The 20,036-nt window shown below is 48.0% G+C and carries 16 protein-coding genes, 2 tRNA genes and 1 pseudogene; 3 read left to right on the top strand and 16 right to left on the bottom strand.

The window, feature by feature from the left end; genetic code table 11:
- Positions 1-810, top strand: a complete 810-nt coding sequence (locus D3795_RS00490; RefSeq protein ID WP_156265676.1) for an SDR family oxidoreductase — start codon at positions 1-3, stop codon at positions 808-810.
- Here D3795_RS00490 and D3795_RS00485 read toward each other — a convergent pair.
- From D3795_RS00485 to aspS, 16 genes and pseudogenes are all read right to left on the bottom strand, one after another.
- On the bottom strand, positions 807-2,252 hold the full coding sequence (locus D3795_RS00485) for an FAD-dependent oxidoreductase (protein ID WP_156265675.1): 1,446 nt from the start codon (positions 2,250-2,252) through the stop codon (positions 807-809). The genes D3795_RS00490 and D3795_RS00485 overlap by 4 nt on opposite strands.
- Entirely contained in the window at positions 2,252-6,715 is a 4,464-nt protein-coding gene (gltB, locus tag D3795_RS00480; RefSeq protein ID WP_156265674.1) for a glutamate synthase large subunit, read from the bottom strand. The genes D3795_RS00485 and gltB overlap by 1 nt, the downstream gene beginning before the upstream one ends.
- 97 nt (positions 6,716-6,812) lie before the next feature.
- Positions 6,813-7,860 (bottom strand): annotated as a pseudogene (gene nadA, locus D3795_RS00475) (quinolinate synthase NadA).
- A 72-nt stretch (positions 7,861-7,932) separates the two neighbouring features.
- Positions 7,933-8,008 (bottom strand) — tRNA-Lys (locus D3795_RS00470).
- 31 nt (positions 8,009-8,039) lie between these two features.
- A tRNA-Lys gene (locus D3795_RS00465) sits at positions 8,040-8,115 on the bottom strand.
- Between the two features lie 139 nt (positions 8,116-8,254).
- The gene (gene ybgF / locus D3795_RS00460; RefSeq protein ID WP_156265673.1) at positions 8,255-8,995 is read right to left on the bottom strand and encodes a tol-pal system protein YbgF; all 741 of its coding nucleotides are present in this window, start codon (positions 8,993-8,995) and stop codon (positions 8,255-8,257) included.
- A gap of 18 nt (positions 8,996-9,013) precedes the next feature.
- Positions 9,014-9,553, bottom strand: coding sequence for a peptidoglycan-associated lipoprotein Pal (pal, locus tag D3795_RS00455; protein WP_156265672.1), 540 nt, complete (start codon positions 9,551-9,553; stop codon positions 9,014-9,016).
- Positions 9,554-9,609: 56 nt separating this feature from the next.
- Entirely contained in the window at positions 9,610-10,965 is a 1,356-nt protein-coding gene (gene tolB, locus D3795_RS00450) for a Tol-Pal system beta propeller repeat protein TolB (protein ID WP_375294515.1), read from the bottom strand.
- Between the two features lie 12 nt (positions 10,966-10,977).
- Entirely contained in the window at positions 10,978-11,904 is a 927-nt protein-coding gene (gene tolA, locus D3795_RS00445; protein WP_310942357.1) for a cell envelope integrity protein TolA, read from the bottom strand.
- Positions 11,904-12,338 carry a protein TolR gene (tolR, locus tag D3795_RS00440; RefSeq protein WP_156265670.1) on the bottom strand — a complete coding sequence of 145 codons (435 nt, stop codon included), beginning with the start codon at positions 12,336-12,338 and terminating at the stop codon, positions 11,904-11,906. Before tolR ends, tolA begins: the two co-directional genes overlap by 1 nt.
- The gene (gene tolQ, locus D3795_RS00435) at positions 12,335-13,030 is read right to left on the bottom strand and encodes a protein TolQ (protein ID WP_156265669.1); all 696 of its coding nucleotides are present in this window, start codon (positions 13,028-13,030) and stop codon (positions 12,335-12,337) included. The genes tolR and tolQ overlap by 4 nt, the downstream gene beginning before the upstream one ends.
- Positions 13,020-13,457, bottom strand: a complete 438-nt coding sequence (gene ybgC, locus D3795_RS00430; protein ID WP_173020962.1) for a tol-pal system-associated acyl-CoA thioesterase — start codon at positions 13,455-13,457, stop codon at positions 13,020-13,022. The genes tolQ and ybgC overlap by 11 nt, the downstream gene beginning before the upstream one ends.
- Positions 13,458-13,899: 442 nt before the next feature.
- Positions 13,900-14,901 (bottom strand): Holliday junction branch migration DNA helicase RuvB, encoded by a 1,002-nt coding sequence (gene ruvB, locus D3795_RS00425; protein ID WP_126759270.1) that lies wholly within the window; start codon positions 14,899-14,901, stop codon positions 13,900-13,902.
- Between the two features lie 166 nt (positions 14,902-15,067).
- On the bottom strand, positions 15,068-15,688 hold the full coding sequence (gene ruvA, locus D3795_RS00420; RefSeq protein ID WP_156265668.1) for a Holliday junction branch migration protein RuvA: 621 nt from the start codon (positions 15,686-15,688) through the stop codon (positions 15,068-15,070).
- The gene (gene ruvC / locus D3795_RS00415) at positions 15,685-16,206 is read right to left on the bottom strand and encodes a crossover junction endodeoxyribonuclease RuvC (protein ID WP_126759272.1); all 522 of its coding nucleotides are present in this window, start codon (positions 16,204-16,206) and stop codon (positions 15,685-15,687) included. The genes ruvA and ruvC overlap by 4 nt, the downstream gene beginning before the upstream one ends.
- A gap of 25 nt (positions 16,207-16,231) precedes the next feature.
- Positions 16,232-17,998 carry an aspartate--tRNA ligase gene (aspS, locus tag D3795_RS00410; RefSeq protein ID WP_156265667.1) on the bottom strand — a complete coding sequence of 589 codons (1,767 nt, stop codon included), beginning with the start codon at positions 17,996-17,998 and terminating at the stop codon, positions 16,232-16,234.
- A gap of 177 nt (positions 17,999-18,175) precedes the next feature.
- Here aspS and cmoA point away from each other — a divergent pair, with 177 nt between their 5' ends.
- Both cmoA and cmoB read left to right on the top strand, forming a co-directional pair.
- Complete coding sequence (gene cmoA, locus D3795_RS00405) at positions 18,176-18,907, top strand: carboxy-S-adenosyl-L-methionine synthase CmoA (protein ID WP_156265666.1); 732 nt, start codon at positions 18,176-18,178, stop codon at positions 18,905-18,907.
- Between the two features lie 22 nt (positions 18,908-18,929).
- Positions 18,930-19,913 carry a tRNA 5-methoxyuridine(34)/uridine 5-oxyacetic acid(34) synthase CmoB gene (gene cmoB / locus D3795_RS00400; RefSeq protein WP_375294514.1) on the top strand — a complete coding sequence of 328 codons (984 nt, stop codon included), beginning with the start codon at positions 18,930-18,932 and terminating at the stop codon, positions 19,911-19,913.
- Positions 19,914-20,036: the final 123 nt, after the last annotated feature.

Raw genomic sequence — 20,036 nt, 5'->3', positions numbered from 1 at the left:
ATGCCCAAAGTACTTTTATTAGGCTACGGTGATATCGCCCAGCGCACCGCACCATTACTGGTAAAGGCTGGCTGGGAAGTCATTGGTGCATGTCGTACACCTGCCACGAAAACGGCGGTCGAAGGCGTAGAATTAGTTAGCGCCGATGCCAATAGTGAGCACGATTTGCGCAGATTACTTGCGCATCAATTTGACGCTATTGTCATCACCCTGACACCATCTAATTATAGTCGCGATGGCTATCATCAAGGTTACGTCGTGCCGTGTCGGCATTTACAGCACTTGATGCATCAACTAGATACACCACCACGAATTCTTTATATATCAAGTACCGGTGTTTATGGCCAACGTGATGGTGAATGGCTCGACGAAACAAGCCCAACTGTTCCAGATACCGATAGTGGTGCAATGCTCTTGCAAGCAGAGCTGGTTATACTCGGAAGCCCCGCGAAGGTCTCGGTGCTGCGCTGCTCAGGCATTTATGGCCCAGGCCGTGATCGCTTAAAGCAGCAAATTCAAAATGGCAGTGCGGTTATATCCCCAGCCTGGACGAACCGCATTCATAGTGACGATGTGGCCGGATTTATTGCTTATTTACTCCTGCACCCTAAGCATCATCAAGAAATCTATATCGTTAGCGACAACGAACCTTTGTTACAAGAAGATGCCTATGCGCGTATTGCACAGCAACTTGGGGTGTCGATTGACGGGTTAAAGCGCACCAATGAAGTTGGGCCTCGCGGCAGCAAGCGGCTCAGCAATGCACGAATGCGAGCCACCGGCTACCAACTGCTTCATCCGCACCTTTAAGAGCGTTTATCGTTATTCGACGATGCCGAACGCTCAGTTAAGTAATCAACGATGCCGAGGGCGGCCGCTCGGCCTTGGGCAATAGCGGTTACCACTAAATCTGCGCCGCGTACCATATCACCACCCGAGAATATTTTAGCGTTACTAGTTTGCAGTGGATAACGGCTACTCTCTTTCGCAATCACTGTGCCCCACTCCGATAACTCAACACCTTCATCTTGCAGCCACTGCGGTGGGTTGGGTTGATATCCGAAAGCAATCACGACGGCATCCGCAGGCATCACAAACTCTGAATCTGGAACTGGTTGTGGTCGACGCCTTCCATTGCTATCCGGAGGCCCCAGTTCCGTACGAACCATGCGCACACCAATAACTTGATTCTGCTTGGTTTCAATGGCAATAGGTTGCAAATTAAATTCAAACTGAACGCCCTCTTCACGCGCATTTTGTACTTCGCGACGAGAGCCGGGCATATTCGCTTCATCCCGTCTATAAGCACAAGTCACCGACTCAGCTTGTTGGCGAATCGCCGTTCTCACACAGTCCATACCGGTATCGCCACCGCCTAACACGACAACCTTCTTGCCTTCTAGGTTTATCAACGGGTACTCGGGCATCTGTTGAGGCATTAAGGTTTGTGTATTTCCAATCAAGTACGCCAATGCGTGGTGCACGCCCTCAGCCGCTAAGCCTTCAAGTTTGCCATCAAGTGCTTGGTAAGTCCCTAAGGCAACAAATACGGCATCGTACTGCTGTACAAGGTCAGCAAACCGCACATCGGTTCCAATTTCCACGCCTAACTCGAATTGAATGCCCATTTCGGTAAATATTTCGCGGCGGCGTTCAAGTACCGATTTTTCCAGTTTAAAAGGCGGAATACCGTATGTGAGCAAGCCCCCAATTTCTGGATACTTATCGTAAACCACAGGCGTAATACCATGTCGAACCAGGACATCAGCACATGCTAAGCCTGCGGGTCCGGCGCCAACCACCGCGACTTTGAAGTTGGTCGCTTCAACGTGCGACAGATCGGGGCGCCAACCTTGCGCAAATGCGGTATCGGTAATGTATTTCTCAATACTACCAATAGTCACTGCACCATAATCGTCATTCAACGTGCACGCCCCTTCACATAGCCTATCTTGAGGACACACGCGGCCACACACTTCAGGAAGACTATTCGTTTCATGGCAAAGCTCGGCGGCCTCAAAAATGCGACCTTGCTGCACCAGCTCCAACCACTGCGGAATATAATTATGCACTGGGCACTGCCATTCGCAGTATGGGTTCCCGCAATCTAAACAGCGATCAGATTGCCCTTGTGCTTGAAGCTCCGACATGGGTTCGTAAATTTCGACGAACTCAATTTGGCGTTCGCGCAGGGCTTTCTTAGGAGGGTCAATGCGTTGTACATCAAGAAATTGATAGATATTCTTGCTCATTACATCACCTCCACACGCAGTTCAGCAGTTGAGCGAGCACGATGACCAATCAAATCAGCCAGTTGTACCGCTTTGGGCTTCACCAAAACAAATTGCGTAAACGTCAACTGCCCCTGAATCAATAGCTGATGCGCCCGTTCACTACCGGTATGTTCGTAATGTTCATTGAGAAGGCCCCGCAAAAGTTCTTGCAAACGGGTATCCTCTACTGCACAAAGCTCAACCAATTCAGTATTAAGTCGCTTACGCAGACTATTGTCGGCATCTTGTACAAAAGCAAATCCACCGGTCATGCCTGCGCCAAAATTGATGCCGGTATTGCCCAGAACCACAACAATGCCACCGGTCATGTATTCGCAGGCGTGGTCGCCCACCCCTTCAACCACCGCTGTTGCGCCTGAATTGCGAACCGCGAAGCGTTCGCCGGCGCAACCAGCAGCAAATACTTTTCCACCTGTGGCGCCATATAAGCAGGTATTACCCATGATAATTGGATTGTTACTACGGTAATTGGCAGTTTCGGGAAAACGCAGAACAATACGCCCGCCAGCCATACCTTTGCCGACGTAGTCATTGGCATCGCCGATGAGCTCAAGTCGCAAGCCACCAGCATTCCATGCACCAAAACTTTGTCCCGCTGAGCCGCGAAGTTGAATCGCAATCGGATACGGTGCCATACCCTGGTTGCCGTATTTCTTTGCAATGGCACCAGCTAAATTCGCGCCCACCGCACGATCAAAATTACGAATCGTAAATTGCCATGCTCCACCTAATCGTTTCTCAATCGCATCATGAGTGACCCGTATTAATTCACTATTCAATTGACCAGAATCGTGCGGAATATTTGCCTCAGTACAGTATAGTGATTTGCCATTATCGGTCGCTGCAGCAGCCATTAATTGCGACAAATCTAACTGCTGTTGCATGCGTGTCACGCCGGTCACGCGGGTCAATAAGTCAACCCGACCGATGAGATCAGTGAGCCGAGTGACACCAAGTTGCGCTAACCAGAAACGTACTTCTTCAGCGACAAATTCGAAGTACTTTGCGACGCGCTCGGGTAAACCGGTAAAGTGCTCGCGGCGTAAGGCTTCATCTTGCGTCGCGACACCTGTTGCACAGTTATTCAAATGACAAATACGCAAATACTTACAGCCTAAAGCAATCATTGGTGCCGTACCAAAGCCAAAGCTTTCGGCACCTAAAATGGCGGCTTTAATGACATCCAATCCAGTTTTTAAGCCACCATCCACCTGAACCCGAACCTTATGGCGTAAGTCATTGCTCACTAACGCTTCATGAACTTCGGCTAAGCCGAGCTCCCACGGTGAACCTGCATGTTTTACAGACGTTAGCGGGCTAGCGCCGGTACCGCCGTCATACCCTGATACGGTTATTAAGTCAGCGTAGGCTTTTGCAACGCCAGTCGCGATGGTGCCAATACCTGGCGACGACACGAGTTTCACAGAAACTAGCGCCTGCGGATTCACCTGCTTTAAATCAAAAATCAACTGCGCTAAATCTTCTATCGAGTAGATATCATGATGTGGTGGAGGCGAAATCAATGTAGTGCCGGCCACGGCATATCGAAGTTTCGCAATTTCAGCAGTCACTTTTTCACCAGGAAGCTGACCGCCCTCACCCGGTTTCGCACCCTGCGCAATTTTAATCTGTAACACATCAGCATTGACCAAATAGTGTGGCGTTACGCCAAAACGACCCGAGGCGACTTGTTTAATTCGCGAATTCTTATCGGTACCAAACCGCCGCGCGTCCTCGCCTCCTTCGCCAGAGTTAGAGTGTCCGCCGATACGGTTCATGCCTTGCGCTAACGCTTCGTGAGCCTCAGGGCTTAATGCGCCAATCGACATGGCTGCAGTATCAAAGCGATGGAACAGTTCGGTCGCTGGCTCCACCTCAGCAACGTTCAATGGTTCTGCGGCTGGTTTCGGCGCCAGAAGGTCTCGAATAAAGCTGATAGGACGATGATTCACATGGTCGGAAAATTGTCGATAGGCGTCCGCATCATTGTGATTAACTGCTTTTTGCAAACTCATCACCACGTCGGGGTTGTAGGCATGATATTCGCCACCGTGAACATACTTTAGAAGACCACCGGCAGAAATTTTATGATGGCTAGACCATGCTTTTGTATGAATTTGCTGAACTTGCGCTTCAATATCGATAAACCTCGCGCCACCAATACGAGCCGGTGCGTGCGCAAAACAACGTTCACGAACTTCTGCAGCTAACCCAACAATCTCAAATAAACAGGCACCACGGTAACTTGCGACCGTAGCAATGCCCATCTTTGACATTATTTTCAGCAATCCCTTATTAATTCCTTCACGATAGTTTTGCAAAGCATCGCGCACCGGTAATCTAACATCGCCTCGTTCAACCAATTGCTCGATTGATTCATACGCCAAGAATGGATAGACGGCAGTTGCACCAAGGCCGATTAACACCGCCATTTGATGCGCATCGCGAACTGAACCGGTTTCGACAATAATATTGGAGTCACATCGTAAGCTTTCACGAACCAACGCTTGCTGAACCGCTCCCACCGCTAACGCCACTGGAATCATATGATGATTTTTATTCAGCGTTCGATCACTCAAAACAACCACCACCACGGCATCATCTCGAACCACTCGAACCGCTTCCGTCGTTAGTTTCACCAATGCTTGTTGTAAATTATCCGACTGGGCGTCATAGCCAAGATGTAAAACCGCCAATTTATAATGCTCATCAGGTAAATCCCGCAACTGCATTAGATCGGTATACATTAGAACGGGCGACTCAATGACAACGCGCTCAGCGTATCCAGACGTTTCGTTAAATACATTTTGCTCGCGGCCGATGCAGGTAGCGAGACTCATCACATGGCGTTCACGAATCGGATCAATCGGGGGATTGGTGACTTGCGCAAATTGTTGTCGGAAATAGTCAAACACATCGCGAGGCTGTTCCGATAAAACGGCTATTGGGGTGTCATCGCCCATCGAACCGGTTGCCTCATGGCCATCTTCTGCCAATACCGCAAGCACTTGCAACAGTTCCTCGCGGCTATAACGATGAAGCTTGTGGTAAATCGCCATGGTTGCATCGTCAAACAAACGCTTCCCCAGATGTTCAGCGGCACATTCCCGAAAAGGCGTTAGGTGGCGAATATGTTGATTTAGCCAATTTCGATATGGGTGTCGCTGTTGTAAGTCGTCGTCTATTTCGGCGCTACGCCAAATCCGTCCAGTATAAGTATCAATCGCGACCATCTCACCTGGCCCTAGTCGGCTTTTTTCAATCACGTCTTCATCTTGGTAATCCCAGATACCAACCTCTGAAGCAATCGTCACTAAGCCATTTTTCGTGGTTATGATCCGCGCAGGTCGCAATCCATTTCTATCTAGGCTACAGGCAACTTGACGTCCATTACTCATCACAATTCCGGCAGGACCATCCCAAGGCTCCATATGCATCGAATTAAACTCATAGAACGCGCGCAACGGATCAGACATCGTCGCGTTACCCTGCCAAGCCGGCGGAATGAGTAGTCGCAATGCACGAAACAAGTCCATACCTCCCGCTAGAAGTAATTCGAGCATATTATCTAATGCGGAGGAATCAGAACCATCGCTATTGACGAAAGGTGCAGCCTGCTGCAAATCGGGCAACAGCGGCGAATGAAATTTATATTGGCGCGCTAGAGCCCACTGTCGATTACCACGAATGGCATTAATTTCGCCATTGTGGGCTAGAAATCGAAACGGTTGCGCCAAACGCCACTGCGGTTGTGTATTGGTTGAAAAGCGCTGGTGAAATACGCAATGACTGGTTGTAAGAGTTGGATCGGCTAAATCCAGATAAAAATTGGCAAGATCTTTTGCGAGCATTAGCCCTTTATATACAATAACTAAGCAAGAGAGTGAACAAACGTAGAAGCTTAGGTCATCGGCCAGCGTCAGTTCCGTGCGACGCCGGGCCATGTATAGTCGTCGCTCTAGGTCTTTCTTACGCCAGCCGGGCGGAGCACTCACAATCACTTGCTGAATATTCGGTTGACTCGACTTCGCGATCGGGCCAAGAATATCTGAATTAACAGGAACCTCCCGCCAGCCCTCTACAGTTAGGGTTTCCCGGCGAAGCTCTGCTTCAAGAATGTGTTTTTGTGACTGTCTCGTTTCTGAGTCAGTACTCAGGAAAACCATGCCAACCGCAAATTTCTTACTCAAGTGCCAATTTTGCTTCGCTGCGTAATCGCGAAAGAATTGTTGAGGTAACTGAAGAAGGAGCCCGCAGCCATCACCGGTTTTGCCGTCAGCGTTAATGCCGCCTCGATGCTGCATGTTCGCTAACCCAGTAATCGCTTTGGAAATAATGGCGTGACTTAGTCGCCCATCAACTTGGGCAATCAGTCCAAATCCACAGTTGTCACGTACGTCGTCGTGTGAATAAAGCGCCATTTATACAACCTCATGCAAAAAGTGAATAGTCCACCTTAAGCATGAAGTTCATTTGACGCAAATATAATCACTATAAAGTGTCGTGATTCGAGCTAAGTTAGCCCTTGAATTGGAGCATTCGATTCAGTGGTTTTAGCGCACGTTCTGCTAACGCTTCATCTACATGAATCTCATGTTTCGCACCGCTATTTTCGAGTGCTTCCGCAATAGCTACAAGACCATTCATCGCCATCCACGGACAATGAGCACAGCTACGGCAAGTCGCACCGTTACCAGCTGTAGGCGCTTCAATGAAGTGCTTATTCGGCGATAATTGCTGCATTTTGTAGAAGATACCGCGATCAGTTGCCACTATAAAAGTATCGTTTGGCAACTCTTGGCTCGCTTTGATTAATTGCGATGTTGAACCTACGGCGTCAGCCAACTCGACAACGGCTTGCGGCGACTCTGGATGAACTAAAATTGCCGCATCTGGATAAACACGTTTGAGGTCTTCTAGCGCTTTGGTTTTAAATTCATCGTGAACTATACAAGCGCCCTGCCACATGATCATATCAGCGCCAGTTTGCTTTTGAATGTAGGCACCTAAATGTTTGTCGGGCCCCCACAAAATCTTTTCGCCGTTGGCATCAAGATGGTCGACAACTTCAAGCGCGATACTTGACGTAACAACCCAATCAGCACGCGCTTTGACGGCTGCGGAGGTATTTGCATACACCACCACAGTGCGGTCAGGATGCTCATCACAGAACCGTGAGAAACTCATCAATAGGGCAGCCTAAGTCTAACGAACAAGTTGCCTCTAGCGTTGGCATCAGTACACGTTTGTTCGGCGTAAGTATTTTTGCAGTTTCGCCCATGAACTTCACACCGGCAACAATCAATGTTTCCGCTTCATGCTTAGCGCCAAATCGAGCCATTTCTAATGAGTCAGCCACACAACCGCCCGTTGCTTCAGCTAACGCTTGAATTTCCGGGTCGGTGTAATAATGCGCAACCAGCACCGCATTCTTGTCACGTAATAATTGTTTAATACGCGCGGTGTAATCTGCTTTTTCAGCGTCAGATAGCGTTTTCGGTTTTGGCGGGAATGGATAATCTAAACTATCAATAACCCGTGCTTGAATTTCTGCCGTAATGCTCATGGTACCACTTCAATGCATTAAAAAAGTTTGGAGATTATAAATCAAATTGGGGCACGAAGGGAAAAAATAAAGTGGTGGGTTGTGCAGGATTCGAACCTGCGACCAATTGATTAAAAGTCAACTGCTCTACCAACTGAGCTAACAACCCACAATAAAACTTTGAAGGAGATGAGAGTGATTGGTGGGTTGTGCAGGATTCGAACCTGCGACCAATTGATTAAAAGTCAACTGCTCTACCAACTGAGCTAACAACCCATCACTTTCGTGTTACACACTTATCAGTGGCAACGGCGGCATAGTTTACTTAAAAAGCCGCTCGTTGCAACTGTAAATTGAAGGAATCGGGTGCGTTTGCTCAATTTGCGAACATTTACCCGATTTTTCTACAGGAATTTTACAAATTATCGAGGCGTTTGCGTGCTAAACCAGCTTCGGTTGAGTTCGCATATTCGCTAATAACCTGATTATATAACTCACGCGCTTTCTTCATATCGTTCTGTTGTTGAGCAATAATACCCAACTTCAAAATACAATCACCGCGCTTATTACTGTCAGGGAACTCAGAGACAACCGTAGCAAAATGACCTTTTGCTTGATCGTACTTACTTTCAGCAAACAACAGCTGCCCTAACCAATAATGTGCGTTGGGCACATAGGTTGAGCTTGGATAATTTTTAATGAATGATTCAAAAGCCGGTACAGCAGCATCGTAGCGCTTATCACGAAGCACCAATTGAATAGCTTGCTCATACGCTTCATTTTCAGACAAATTGGACGAGTAGTTAGTCGTACCAGAATCGACAGCTGAGGTATTAACTTGTGCAGGCTGTGGTTGAGTAGCCGGCTGTGCTGTTAAACGGCGGTCGATTTCTTGATAAATTTCACGCTGACGCTGCAAAATTTGCTCAATTTGATAAGCGTGCTCTTCGGTTTTACCACGAAGATCAGCAACCTCATCTTGCAGCTGTGACATTTGATCTAATAGTGCCATCTGCGCAGAGTTGCGCGCATCCATAACACGTTCGAGTTGATTAAGACGTTCTTCTAACGAACCACTGCCTAACTTAGAAACCGGTGCCTGCGCATGCAGGACACCGGGAATCAGAAAGGCCAATACTAAGATTACTTTTTGCATTGGCTCAACCAGAGTTACTTAGTAAACGAGTACACCGCGGCGGTTTTTCGCGTAGGCGTCATTGTTTGAAGCGTTAATTAACGGCTTCTCTTCACCGTAAGAAACGGTAGTGATCTGGCTAGAGCTTACGCCCAAGTTTTGCAAGTATTGTGCAACAGCTTTAGCACGACGCTCGCCCAATGCGATGTTGTACTCAGGAGTACCACGCTCGTCACAGTGACCTTCAACAGTCACAGTTACATTTGGGTTTTCAACTAAGAAATCAGCGTGTGCTGCAAGAACTTGCGCATACTCAGATGAAATACGAGAATCATCAAATGCGAAGAAAATCATATTTTCTTGACGCAATTCAGCAACTTTCTCAGCACGAATCTCTTCAGGAGTTTTCTCGCGCTCTACAGCGCCAACATCAACACCTGATTGATCTTGTGGCTGTTCTACTTGCTGATTTGTTTGCTGGTCAACAGCTTCCTCAGCACCTTGGTTAGAGCTACATGCTGCAAGAGTCAGCATAGGTACTGCAATGAACAGACTTTTTAAGGCTTTGTTTGCGTTCATGTCCGCGTTCCTTTCTTTCATGTAAGTGATTGAACTTGCTATTTAAAACAATCGTACTAACGTAAAAACGGTGACCACGACGGTGATTTTACTTCACCTTCTCGCGCAGGTAAACGCGCTTTAAATCGTCCGTCTACCGATACCAGCGCCAGTACTTGCTGGTTGTTATGGGTGGTGCTGTAAATCACCATACTACCATTCGGTGCCAGGCTTGGCGACTCATCCAAAGCAGTTTGCGTTAACACTTGCATTGTGCCGTTTGGATAATCTTGGCGCGCAATGTGATAGTTACCTTGTGTCCGGTTAACCATAATAACTTGCTTGCCATCTGGCGAATACGTTCCGCCCAAGTTTTGTTCGCCCTCAAATGTTAATCGGCGAACCTGGCCTGAACTTAAATTTACGCTATAAAGTTGTGGTCTGCCACCCCTTTCTGACGTAAAAATCAGCGAGTTACTGTCTGGTGACCAAGCTGGTTCCGTATCAATTGCGTGATGATTTGTTACGCGGCGAAGTCGCTTCGTCGCAATATCCATCACGTAAAGTTCCGGGTTACCATCCTTTGATAGCACCATTGCTAAACTCTTACCGTCCGGCGAAAAAACTGGACTACTGTTAATGCCTGGGAACTGTGTCATCCGTTCTCTGCTACGAGTATAGATGTCCTGAATGAAAATCTCAGGTTTTTTGTTCTCAAAGCTGACATAAGCCAGTTTATTGCCATCCGGCGACCATGATGGCGACATCAACGGTTCAGGACTACGTAGTAAAACCCTTTCGTTATAGCCATCATAATCAGCTACCACAAGCTCATACGGCTTATCTAGCTGATGGTTAACCGTAACATACGCTATACGCGTCATAAACGCACCGCGTTGACCGGTTAAGGTTTCGTAAAAGATATCTGAGATACGATGCGAATATTGACGGAACTGATCACCAGAAATAACGCTAGAACGCGCATCTAAAATGTGGTCTTCCGATGTTACTAGCTGACCGTTACGCAGCACTTGCGTACCACTGGTAATCTGGCCCCGCAAAATATCAACAATTTCAAATGAAACCGTGTAGCGGTCTAGCGAATGTGGCTCAATTGTACCAACCAAAATCGCCTCAACGCCAAGGCTCGCCCACTCGGTATAGTCAATTTCCGCAGAGCTTGAAGGCTGTTGCGGCATGCCATTCACCGGAATCGGGTTAAATTTACCACTGCGCATTAAATCCGCAGCAACAACTTCAGTGAGCCCCTGCGGTTTTGGCCCATTTCCGAGCCACTTAAACGGCACCACCGCAATAGGACGCGCCGAGTCAATACCGCCGGTAATGACAATTTCAAGTGAGGCTTTGGCGGGCTGGCTAGAAATTAGCAAGCTTGCCGCGGTTACAACACAAATGAGCAGTTTTTTCATCATAAGCTTCTTCATTTAATCCGCGATAAATGGGAATGTAATATTTTTCATTTGTTCGTACACGTCAGGGTCTTGTGACACTGGCAACGTACCAATTTTCAAAATGGCGCGACGCGCTGATTCACAAACGGCCCGGTCACCCTCACCTTCGCTAACTGAGGTGACAAAACCGCTACGTGAGAGCGTAATATTCAATCGGCATTCCTTGCCGCGCATAGAATCATCGACAATCCAATTCCGTTGCACCACATTTCTAATCAGTGCCGTGTATCGATCAATTTCACTCTGTACTTGTTGGCTTCGAGCTGCAGCACGCGCTTGCGCTTCGCGAGCCAATTCTTCTTGCAACTGACGTTCGCGCTCGGCTCGTTCACGAGCCTCTTGTTCACGACGTTTACGTTCTTCTTCCGCCTTGCGAGCTTCTTCTTCTTTGCGCTTACGCTCAGCCTCAGCCTTTGCTGCGGCTTCTTCTTCTCGTTTCCGACGTTCAGCTGCCGCAGCTGCCGCTTTTTCAGCTTCTTCTCTTTGCTTAATAGCTGCTGCTTTTTCTTGCTCTAAGCGGCGCCGCTCAGCTTCTTGCTGCTTTTGCAATTCACGCAAACGCTGCTGTTCAGCTTCACGCGCTTTGCGAGCTTCTTCAGCCTTGCGCTCAAGCTCCGCTTGGCGGCGTTGTTCGGCTAATTCGGTTTGCCGCTCGCGTTCACGAATTTCATTTACTCGCTTTTCAACTGCAGCTTGATCAACCGTTACTGCTTGCACAATTTCTTGATTATCCGGCTGAGGTGCATTCGGCGCTGACAGTTGAACCTGTAACGGTTTATCAAACGGCATTTGAAAATGCATACCGAAGATCATTAAACCGACAACGGCGACATGCACTAACAGGGACAGTACCAGAGGCACTGTCCAATCACTAGGCCATGACCAACTCTTCTTCGCCACTACTTATCACCTGCTGAGTTATCTGTCATTAAACCAACCTGTGGTACACCTGCTCTCTGTAACAATACCATCAACTGCACAACCTGATTGTACTGAACTGAACCATCACCTTTCACTACTACTGGGCGATCAGGACTCACTTGAAGTTCAGCTTGCACAGCCACCGCTAAATCCACGACATCGATAGCGGCATTCGGATCATTATTGGTGCTGAGATAGTAATTACCGTCTTTGTCCACAGATGCAACAATCGGTGGCTTGCTTTCAGGGTCTAACGGTTCCGCTGAGGCTTTCGGCAAATCGACCTTCACCCCTTGCGTGATCAACGGCGCTGTTACCATAAAGATAATCAGTAGTACCAACATGACATCAATGTATGGCACCACGTTGATTTCCGACACCTGCTTACGGCGTCGACGCGTTACCGTCATCATGCCGCAGCACCTGCTTTCGATTGAGAACCTTGACGTTGAAGAATTGCCATCAGCTCATCCATAAAGTTCACGTACTGGTTATCGACCTTTTCAACACGGTAACTAAAACGGTTATATGCGATAACTGCAGGAATTGCAGCAAATAAGCCCATCGCCGTTGCAATCAATGCTTCTGCAATACCAGGAGCAACCATTGCCAGAGTTGCTTGCTGCACCGCGCCTAAGCCGATAAATGCATTCATAATACCCCACACCGTACCAAATAAACCGACATAAGGGCTAATGGAACCAATGGTGGCTAAGAACGATAAATTGCTTTCCAAGCGATCGAGCTCACGTGAATGGACTACCCGCATCGCACGATACGAGGCATCTAACATTTGCTGCTGGCTTAACGTTTCATTTTTACGAAGGCGCGCAAACTCTTTAAACCCTGCATGAAACAGCTTCTCCATGCCCGAAGCGTTTTGCGCACGTGCCGAAACTTCCTGAAATAAACGAGCAAGGTCAACACCAGACCAGAAGCGATCTTCAAAGCTCAAAGCCTGCTGCGTCGCGGTCTTAATCACCTTGGCTCGTTGGAAAATCATCATCCAACCAACCACTGAAAACGCTAACAACAGTAGCATGACGAGTTGAACAACAATACTTGCCTCTAATATAAGCGCCGTAATCGACAATTCAGTTTGCACGTTTTAACACCTCAAATATTTCCACTGGCATCGGTACCGCTTTCACCGACTCGCCAGACTCTCCTAAATTGACACAAGCAGCTTTAATCTGCGCCTGACATAAAATTGCTCCATCTTCACGCATCACCTGCTGCGCAAAAACGACTGACGCCTTTCCGAGGCGTTCGACCACAACCGTCACTATCAGTTCATCATTAAATCGCGCTGGTTGCAGTAAATCCATCTGCACTTGACGCACCACAAACCCAATACGATGCATCAGCCACGTATCTTGCTCAATTCCTAAAGAGCGTAACCATTCCGTTCGTGCCCGCTCAAGGAATTTGAGATAGTTCGCATAATAAACGATACCGCCAGCATCTGTATCTTCGTAATAAACCCGAATTGGCCATTTAAATGTTAACTTGTTCAATTTTACACCAGACATTTTTTTATCTTAACGATCTGACCAATTTTTACAAAACCCTTAATTTTCGAGAGTTAATTTGGTCTGACCAATTTTTGTTAGCGCATTTTTTAACCACCAAAACCAGAGTCGCATTAGTAAAAATAATGTGAAACACAATTTTTCTCGTTTGAAAGGTGGTCAGTCCTCCGTATAATGCGCGTCAGATATCAGATACGAAGAGACCGGTTGTCACTTCTTCCTGTTATTGTTCCCTGGATTTAACTTCCTTGTTGTTCTGTATTTTGCCCGCTCCATGAGCGGGCTTTTTTTTGTTCGTTATTCGTTATTCGTTATTCGTTATTCGAAAAAACAAGAAAACGAGAAACCAAAACTAACACACAAAAAAGTGAGCAAATCTAATTCCGAACTCAACAGCGAGTTAAACTCACGAATAACCAATAACGATTAACGAACAACGCTTTTAATCTTTCCCTAAGCCGAAGTGGGCGTATGCGTGCGGCGTTGCAATTCTGCCTCGCGGCGTTCTTTGCAAAAAACCCTGCTGAATCAAATACGGCTCTAACACATCTTCAATCGTGTCTTTCTCTTCACCTATGGCTGCCGCCAAGTTATCTAACCCAACTGGCCCGCCCATGAATTTCTCAATAATTGCTAATAACAACTTACGATCCATGTAATCGAAACCGGCTTCGTCAACGTCAACCATCGCAAGTGCAGCTGCCGCTGTTGGTTGATCAATATGACCGCTATTTTTCACCTCGGCAAAATCGCGCACACGGCGTAATAAACGGTTTGCTATACGCGGCGTTCCGCGAGAGCGACGCGCAATTTCTAGTGCACCATCGGCCTCTAAATCTAAATTTAAAAATTTTGCTGAACGGCGAATAATGGTGGTTAATTCTTCCACATTATAAAATTCAAGCCGTTGCACAATACCAAATCGATCGCGCAATGGTGAGGTTAAGGCGCCTGCTCGAGTCGTCGCTCCCACCAAGGTAAATGGTGGCAAGTCGAGTTTAATAGAACGAGCCGCGGGACCTTCGCCAATCATAATATCGAGCTGATAATCTTCCATCGCTGGATATAGAATCTCTTCAACCACCGGACTCAATCGGTGAATTTCATCAATAAAAAGCACGTCATGCTCTTCAAGATTTGTTAACAATGCCGCAAGATCGCCTGCTTTTTCCAGCACTGGACCCGAAGTTTGCCGGATATTTACGTTCAATTCATTCGCAACAATATTGGCTAAAGTGGTTTTACCCAGCCCCGGAGGACCAAATATCAAGACATGATCAAGCGCTTCAGAACGCTGCTTGGCGGCCTGAATAAAAATTTCCATTTGTTCAACCACATGCTTCTGGCCAGTATAGTCGGCAAGATGCTTGGGACGAATGGCGCGATCAATGACTTCATCTTCGCTACTCGCCTGCGGCTGGTTTATGCGGTCTGGCTCAATCATTGTTAACACCTTAAATTCGTTGTTCGTTATTCGTTATTGGTTATTCGTGAGTTTAGCTCGCTGTTGAGTTCGGAATTAGATTTGCTCACTTTTTTGTGTGTTAGTTTTGGTTTCTCGTTTTCTTGTTTTTTCGAATAACGAATAACGAATAACGAACAACGGTTTTTTACATATTCTTCAACGCGAAGCGGATAAGGGCTTCGCTTGGTGCTTCAGGTTCAGCTTTCAGTGCTGCAGCGACAGCCTTTTCCGCTTGGGCTGGCTTGTAGCCGAGCGCCAACAAGGCACTCAACGCGTCATCTCGCGGCGAACTTGCACTGATCGTTGGATTCATATCACCGAAATCTATTGGTGCTGCATCAGTTGCAGGCGTTGCGGTACTCCAATTTTTCAGGCGGTCACGCATCTCAACCACCAAACGTTCCGCGGTTTTACGGCCCACACCAGGCAACTTCACCAAGGTCGAAACATCATCATGCGTGACTGCGTGAACAAACTGATGGGCGGTCATACCCGACATAATCGTTAGCGCTAATTTCGGACCGACACCTTGTGCCTTTATTAACTGACGAAATAGCGTACGCTCTGCAAACGTATTAAAGCCGTATAGTAACTGTGCATCTTCGCGCACAACGAAGTGAGTGATTACTTTTACCTGCGCGCCAATGTCAGGGAGTTCATACAAGCATGTCATTGGCATCTGAACTTCATAACCAACGCCGTGAACATCAATGAGAATTTCAGGCGGCTGTTTAGCGATTAACGTTCCTGTTAATTGACCAATCACGCGCGTCCCCTCGTTGTTTTTAGTATAAGTTGTGTTCTTGTATGTGCATGGCACAGCGCAACAGCTAACGCATCAGCGGCGTCAGCTTGTGGCTTATGCTGTAATTTCAGCATCGCCATCACCATATGTTGTACTTGTGTTTTGTCTGCAGCACCAGTGCCAACCACGGCTTGTTTCACCAAGCGAGCAGCATATTCGGCTACCGGCAATCCCGCACCAGCCGCAGCGACAATTGCGGCGCCGCGCGCCTGACCTAACTTTAGCGCAGAATCAGGGTTGCGTGCCATAAACACTTGTTCAATAGCGAATTCTGTGGGTTGAAACTGCGCGATAAGCTCAACAATACCATCATGGATAACTTTGAGCTTATCGGCAAGAGTTGGCTCGGCTTCGCCCTTAAGACTGCGCATCACATTGATGCAGCCGCTGCCTAAGTAGGTAATCTGATTGCCTGATTGGCGAATCACACCATAGCCGGTAAGGCGTGAACCTGGGTCAATTCCCAGAATAATGGCCATGATTCGCTCCTATCAGTAAACGGTGTTAGTCACTATCCTTCACGGTAACAGCAACATTCAGCTCTGCCAATGCTTCTGGGTTCGCAACACCAGGGGCGTCGGTCATGACACACGCTGCGGTGGTTGTTTTCGGGAAGGCAATCACTTCACGAATTGAGCTTGCACCCACCATCAACATCACTAACCGGTCAAGACCAAAGGCCAAACCTGCATGCGGCGGCGTGCCGTACTTCAATGCTTCGAGCAAGAAGCCAAATTTCTCTTGTGCTTCTTCTTTCCCGATACCTAAAATTTCAAATGCGGCTTGCTGCATTTCATTATTGTGAATACGAACCGAACCGCCGCCAACTTCAACGCCGTTCAGTACCATATCGTAGGCATTCGACAGCGCAGCTTCTGGGTTCGCTTTCAATTCATCTGGGGTAACCCCGACCGGCGCGGTGAACGGATGGTGAATCGCGTGCAAACGGCCTTCGTGTTCTTCGAACATCGGGAAGTCGACAACCCAAAGTGGGCGCCATTCGTTGCTAACTAGGTCGAAATCGTTGCCAACTTTCAAGCGCAATGCGCCCATGGCTTCGGCAACTACCGTTGCATTATCTGCACCGAAGAAAATAATATCGCCATTTGCCGCCTCGGTACGCGCCAAAATACCCTCAAGCGCTTCGTCTGGAATAAACTTAAGCACCGGTGACTGAATACCTTCGCGCCCCGCACTCAAATCATTCACTTTCATCCACGCTAAGCCTTTCGCACCGTAGATACCGACAAAGTTGGTGTACTCGTCAATGTTCTTACGTGAAATGACTTCTGCTTTGCCTGGCACTTTCAGTGCAGCCACACGGCCCTTCGGGTCGTTCGCTGGCCCAGCAAATACTTTAAACTCACCATCTTTGAGCAAGTCAGCCACGTCAACTAACTCAAGTGGATTTCGCAAGTCTGGCTTATCGCTACCGAAGCGACGCATCGCTTCGTGCCATGTCATACGCGGGAAGTCACCTAAATCAACGTCGAGCATTTCTAAGAATAACTTGCGAACCATCTGCTCGGTGACCGCCATCACTTGGTCTGATGTCATGAACGATGTTTCAATATCAATTTGGGTGAATTCAGGCTGGCGATCGGCACGTAAATCTTCGTCACGGAAGCACTTCACAATTTGGTAGTAACGATCAAAGCCAGACATCATCAGCAACTGTTTAAACAACTGCGGCGACTGTGGCAACGCAAAGAACTTACCTTTGTGGGTACGGCTTGGCACCAAGTAATCGCGCGCACCTTCAGGCGTTGCACGAGTTAACATAGGCGTTTCAATGTCTAAGAAACCATGGTCATCTAAAAATCGACGTACCGCACTAGTCACTTTGGCACGGAATTGTAAGTTGTGGTTCATGTTTGGACGACGTAAGTCCAAATAACGGAAGCGCAAACGCTGCTCTTCACTCACCTGCTGATTGAAGTCAATCGGCAGTGGCTCGGCACGGCTAATAATCTCAAGTTCAGTCGCCATCACTTCAACAGCACCGGTCGCCATGGTTTTGTTGACTTGGCTTTCAGGACGCGCACGCACGGTACCCACTAAACGAATACAGAACTCTTGACGTAGCTTGTTGGCAGTCTCAAATAGCGCCTGTTGGTCAGGATCAAAAACAACCTGCACCAGACCAGTACGGTCGCGCATATCAATAAAAATCAAACCGCCTAAATCTCGGCGTTTATTCACCCAACCACATAAAGTTACGGATTGGTCTACAAGACTCGTTTCAAGCTGTCCACAGTAATGGCTACGCATGGGATCATCCCTACCACAAATTAAGAATTTACAAAGCTGCACATTATAACGGACTTACACTGAATGTCAGTAACTGTCGGCGCAAATTAATAATGATATCGCTGCTGGTGCTACTGTTTCTCGCTACGTTACGTTAAAATATATCGCGTGTCTGTCAGCCAAAGATTATTGAGACGTATGACGAAAAAAGATTCGATATTCGCCGAACCGTTGCCGCAAGTAAGCGACTTTGTGTTTGATCAAACCGTGGTGGAAGTATTTCCCGACATGATCAATCGCTCGGTGCCTGGCTATCAAAGCATATTGCAAGGCATTGGCCAGCTCACTAAACGCTTCGCGCAGGCTGATTCAAACCTCTATGACTTAGGCTGCTCATTAGGCGCGGCAACTTTAGCAATGCGCCAGAATTGCCAGCACCTCAGTAATATTCGAGTGATCGGTATTGATAACTCAGAAGCCATGGTGGAGCGCTGTAAGCTTCACTTGCAAGGCTATCGTAGCGACGTACCTGTGAGTGTGCGCTGCGAAGACATTCAGCAGTCTGACATTCAAAACGCTTCGGTGGTGACGATGAATTTCACCTTGCAATTCGTTCCACCTGAGCAGCGCGATGACTTACTGAAAAAAATATACGACGGCTTAAAACCCGGCGGCGCACTGCTGCTGAGCGAGAAATTCCGCAGTGCCGATGAGCGCATGAATGAGCTGTTAGTAGATATCCATCACGAATTCAAACGCGCTAACGGTTACAGTGAACTCGAGATTGCTCAAAAGCGCGCAGCCATTGAGAACGTCATGCGCATTGACACGCTTGAGACACATCATGAACGCCTGCATGACATTGGTTTTAAACACACTCAAGTGTGGTTCCAGTGTTATAACTTCGCTGCATTACTCGCCGTAAAATGAGTTACCGAAAGAAACCGGAGAAATGATGAATTTATTCGCCCAAGACCTTATCGCTGTTGCCCAGTCACCTTTGCAGCACTGGCTTACAACGTTGCCAGCGCAGTTAGAAACTTGGCAAAAAGAACAACAGCACGGCGAATTACCGAAGTGGCTTCGTTGCGTAGCACAGCTACCGAAAATTGAACCACAACATGTTTCTCTCGCTGATACGGTTACCATAGCGAACGAGAACGCCAGTGAAGGCGAGCAAAACCGCATTCGTGGGCTCATGATGCAACTCACGCCTTGGCGAAAAGGCCCGTTTGATCTGCATGGCGTACACATCGATACCGAATGGCGTTCTGACTTCAAATGGCAGCGCGTGCTACCGCACCTAAGCAACAATGGCGACCTCCGCGGTCGCCAAGTACTTGATATCGGTTGTGGCAGTGGTTATCACCTGTGGCGGATGCTGGAAGCGGGTGCTGAACAAGTTTGGGGCATCGACCCAGGCCAGTTGTTTATGGCACAGTTCATGGCAATTCGGCACTTCATGCCTGCCGAACTCGCAGCTCGCGCTCACTGGTTCCCGCTTGGTGTCGAAGATTTACCTGAACTACGCGCGTTTGACACCGTGTTCAGCATGGGGGTCTTATACCACCGTCGCTCCCCTATTGATTTCCTGACACAGCTTCGTTCCCAATTAAAACCAGGCGGCGAACTGATACTCGAAACATTGGTGGTAGAAGGCGACGAACATACGGTGTTGGTGCCTGGCGAAACCTACGCAAAAATGCGCAACGTTTGGTTCATCCCAAGCACCAAAGCGCTATTACATTGGATGAGCCGAGTCGGCTTCAAAAACGCACGCGTCGTCGACGAATCCGTCACCACCCTCGAAGAGCAGCGCGCCACCGATTGGATGCAAGGCCAATCACTCGCCGACTTCCTCGATCCAAACGACCGCAGCCGCACCATTGAAGGCTTCCCCGCCCCACGCCGCGCCGTCATCATCGCCAACCCGTAGCCCGGCGTTCCACGCCGGGTGATGCGCAGCATCGTCAATGCCCAAGCATACGCTCATGTTCATGCCCGCATGCTCATGCTCTTGCTCACAGTCACAGTCACAGTCATGACACCCCAATTTATT

This window comes from Pseudidiomarina andamanensis, from assembly GCF_009734345.1.
GTDB classification, from domain to species: Bacteria; Pseudomonadota; Gammaproteobacteria; order Enterobacterales; family Alteromonadaceae; genus Pseudidiomarina; species Pseudidiomarina andamanensis.
This window is presented reverse-complemented; position numbering and strand designations above follow the sequence as displayed.

What these genes read in the sequence shown, in the direction of transcription:
- D3795_RS00490 (WP_156265676.1), top strand. Translation starts at nt 1, where the DNA reads ATGCCCAAAGTACTTTTATTAGGCTACGGTGATATCGCCCAGCGCACC.
- D3795_RS00485 (WP_156265675.1), bottom strand. Translation starts at nt 2,252, where the DNA reads ATGAGCAAGAATATCTATCAATTTCTTGATGTACAACGCATTGACCCT.
- gltB (WP_156265674.1), bottom strand. Translation starts at nt 6,715, where the DNA reads ATGGCGCTTTATTCACACGACGACGTACGTGACAACTGTGGATTTGGA.
- ybgF (WP_156265673.1), bottom strand. Translation starts at nt 8,995, where the DNA reads ATGCAAAAAGTAATCTTAGTATTGGCCTTTCTGATTCCCGGTGTCCTG.
- pal (WP_156265672.1), bottom strand. Translation starts at nt 9,553, where the DNA reads ATGAACGCAAACAAAGCCTTAAAAAGTCTGTTCATTGCAGTACCTATG.
- tolB (WP_375294515.1), bottom strand. Translation starts at nt 10,965, where the DNA reads ATGATGAAAAAACTGCTCATTTGTGTTGTAACCGCGGCAAGCTTGCTA.
- tolR (WP_156265670.1), bottom strand. Translation starts at nt 12,338, where the DNA reads ATGATGACGGTAACGCGTCGACGCCGTAAGCAGGTGTCGGAAATCAAC.
- ybgC (WP_173020962.1), bottom strand. Translation starts at nt 13,457, where the DNA reads ATGTCTGGTGTAAAATTGAACAAGTTAACATTTAAATGGCCAATTCGG.
- ruvB (WP_126759270.1), bottom strand. Translation starts at nt 14,901, where the DNA reads ATGATTGAGCCAGACCGCATAAACCAGCCGCAGGCGAGTAGCGAAGAT.
- ruvC (WP_126759272.1), bottom strand. Translation starts at nt 16,206, where the DNA reads ATGGCCATTATTCTGGGAATTGACCCAGGTTCACGCCTTACCGGCTAT.
- aspS (WP_156265667.1), bottom strand. Translation starts at nt 17,998, where the DNA reads ATGCGTAGCCATTACTGTGGACAGCTTGAAACGAGTCTTGTAGACCAA.
- cmoA (WP_156265666.1), top strand. Translation starts at nt 18,176, where the DNA reads ATGACGAAAAAAGATTCGATATTCGCCGAACCGTTGCCGCAAGTAAGC.
- cmoB (WP_375294514.1), top strand. Translation starts at nt 18,930, where the DNA reads ATGATGAATTTATTCGCCCAAGACCTTATCGCTGTTGCCCAGTCACCT.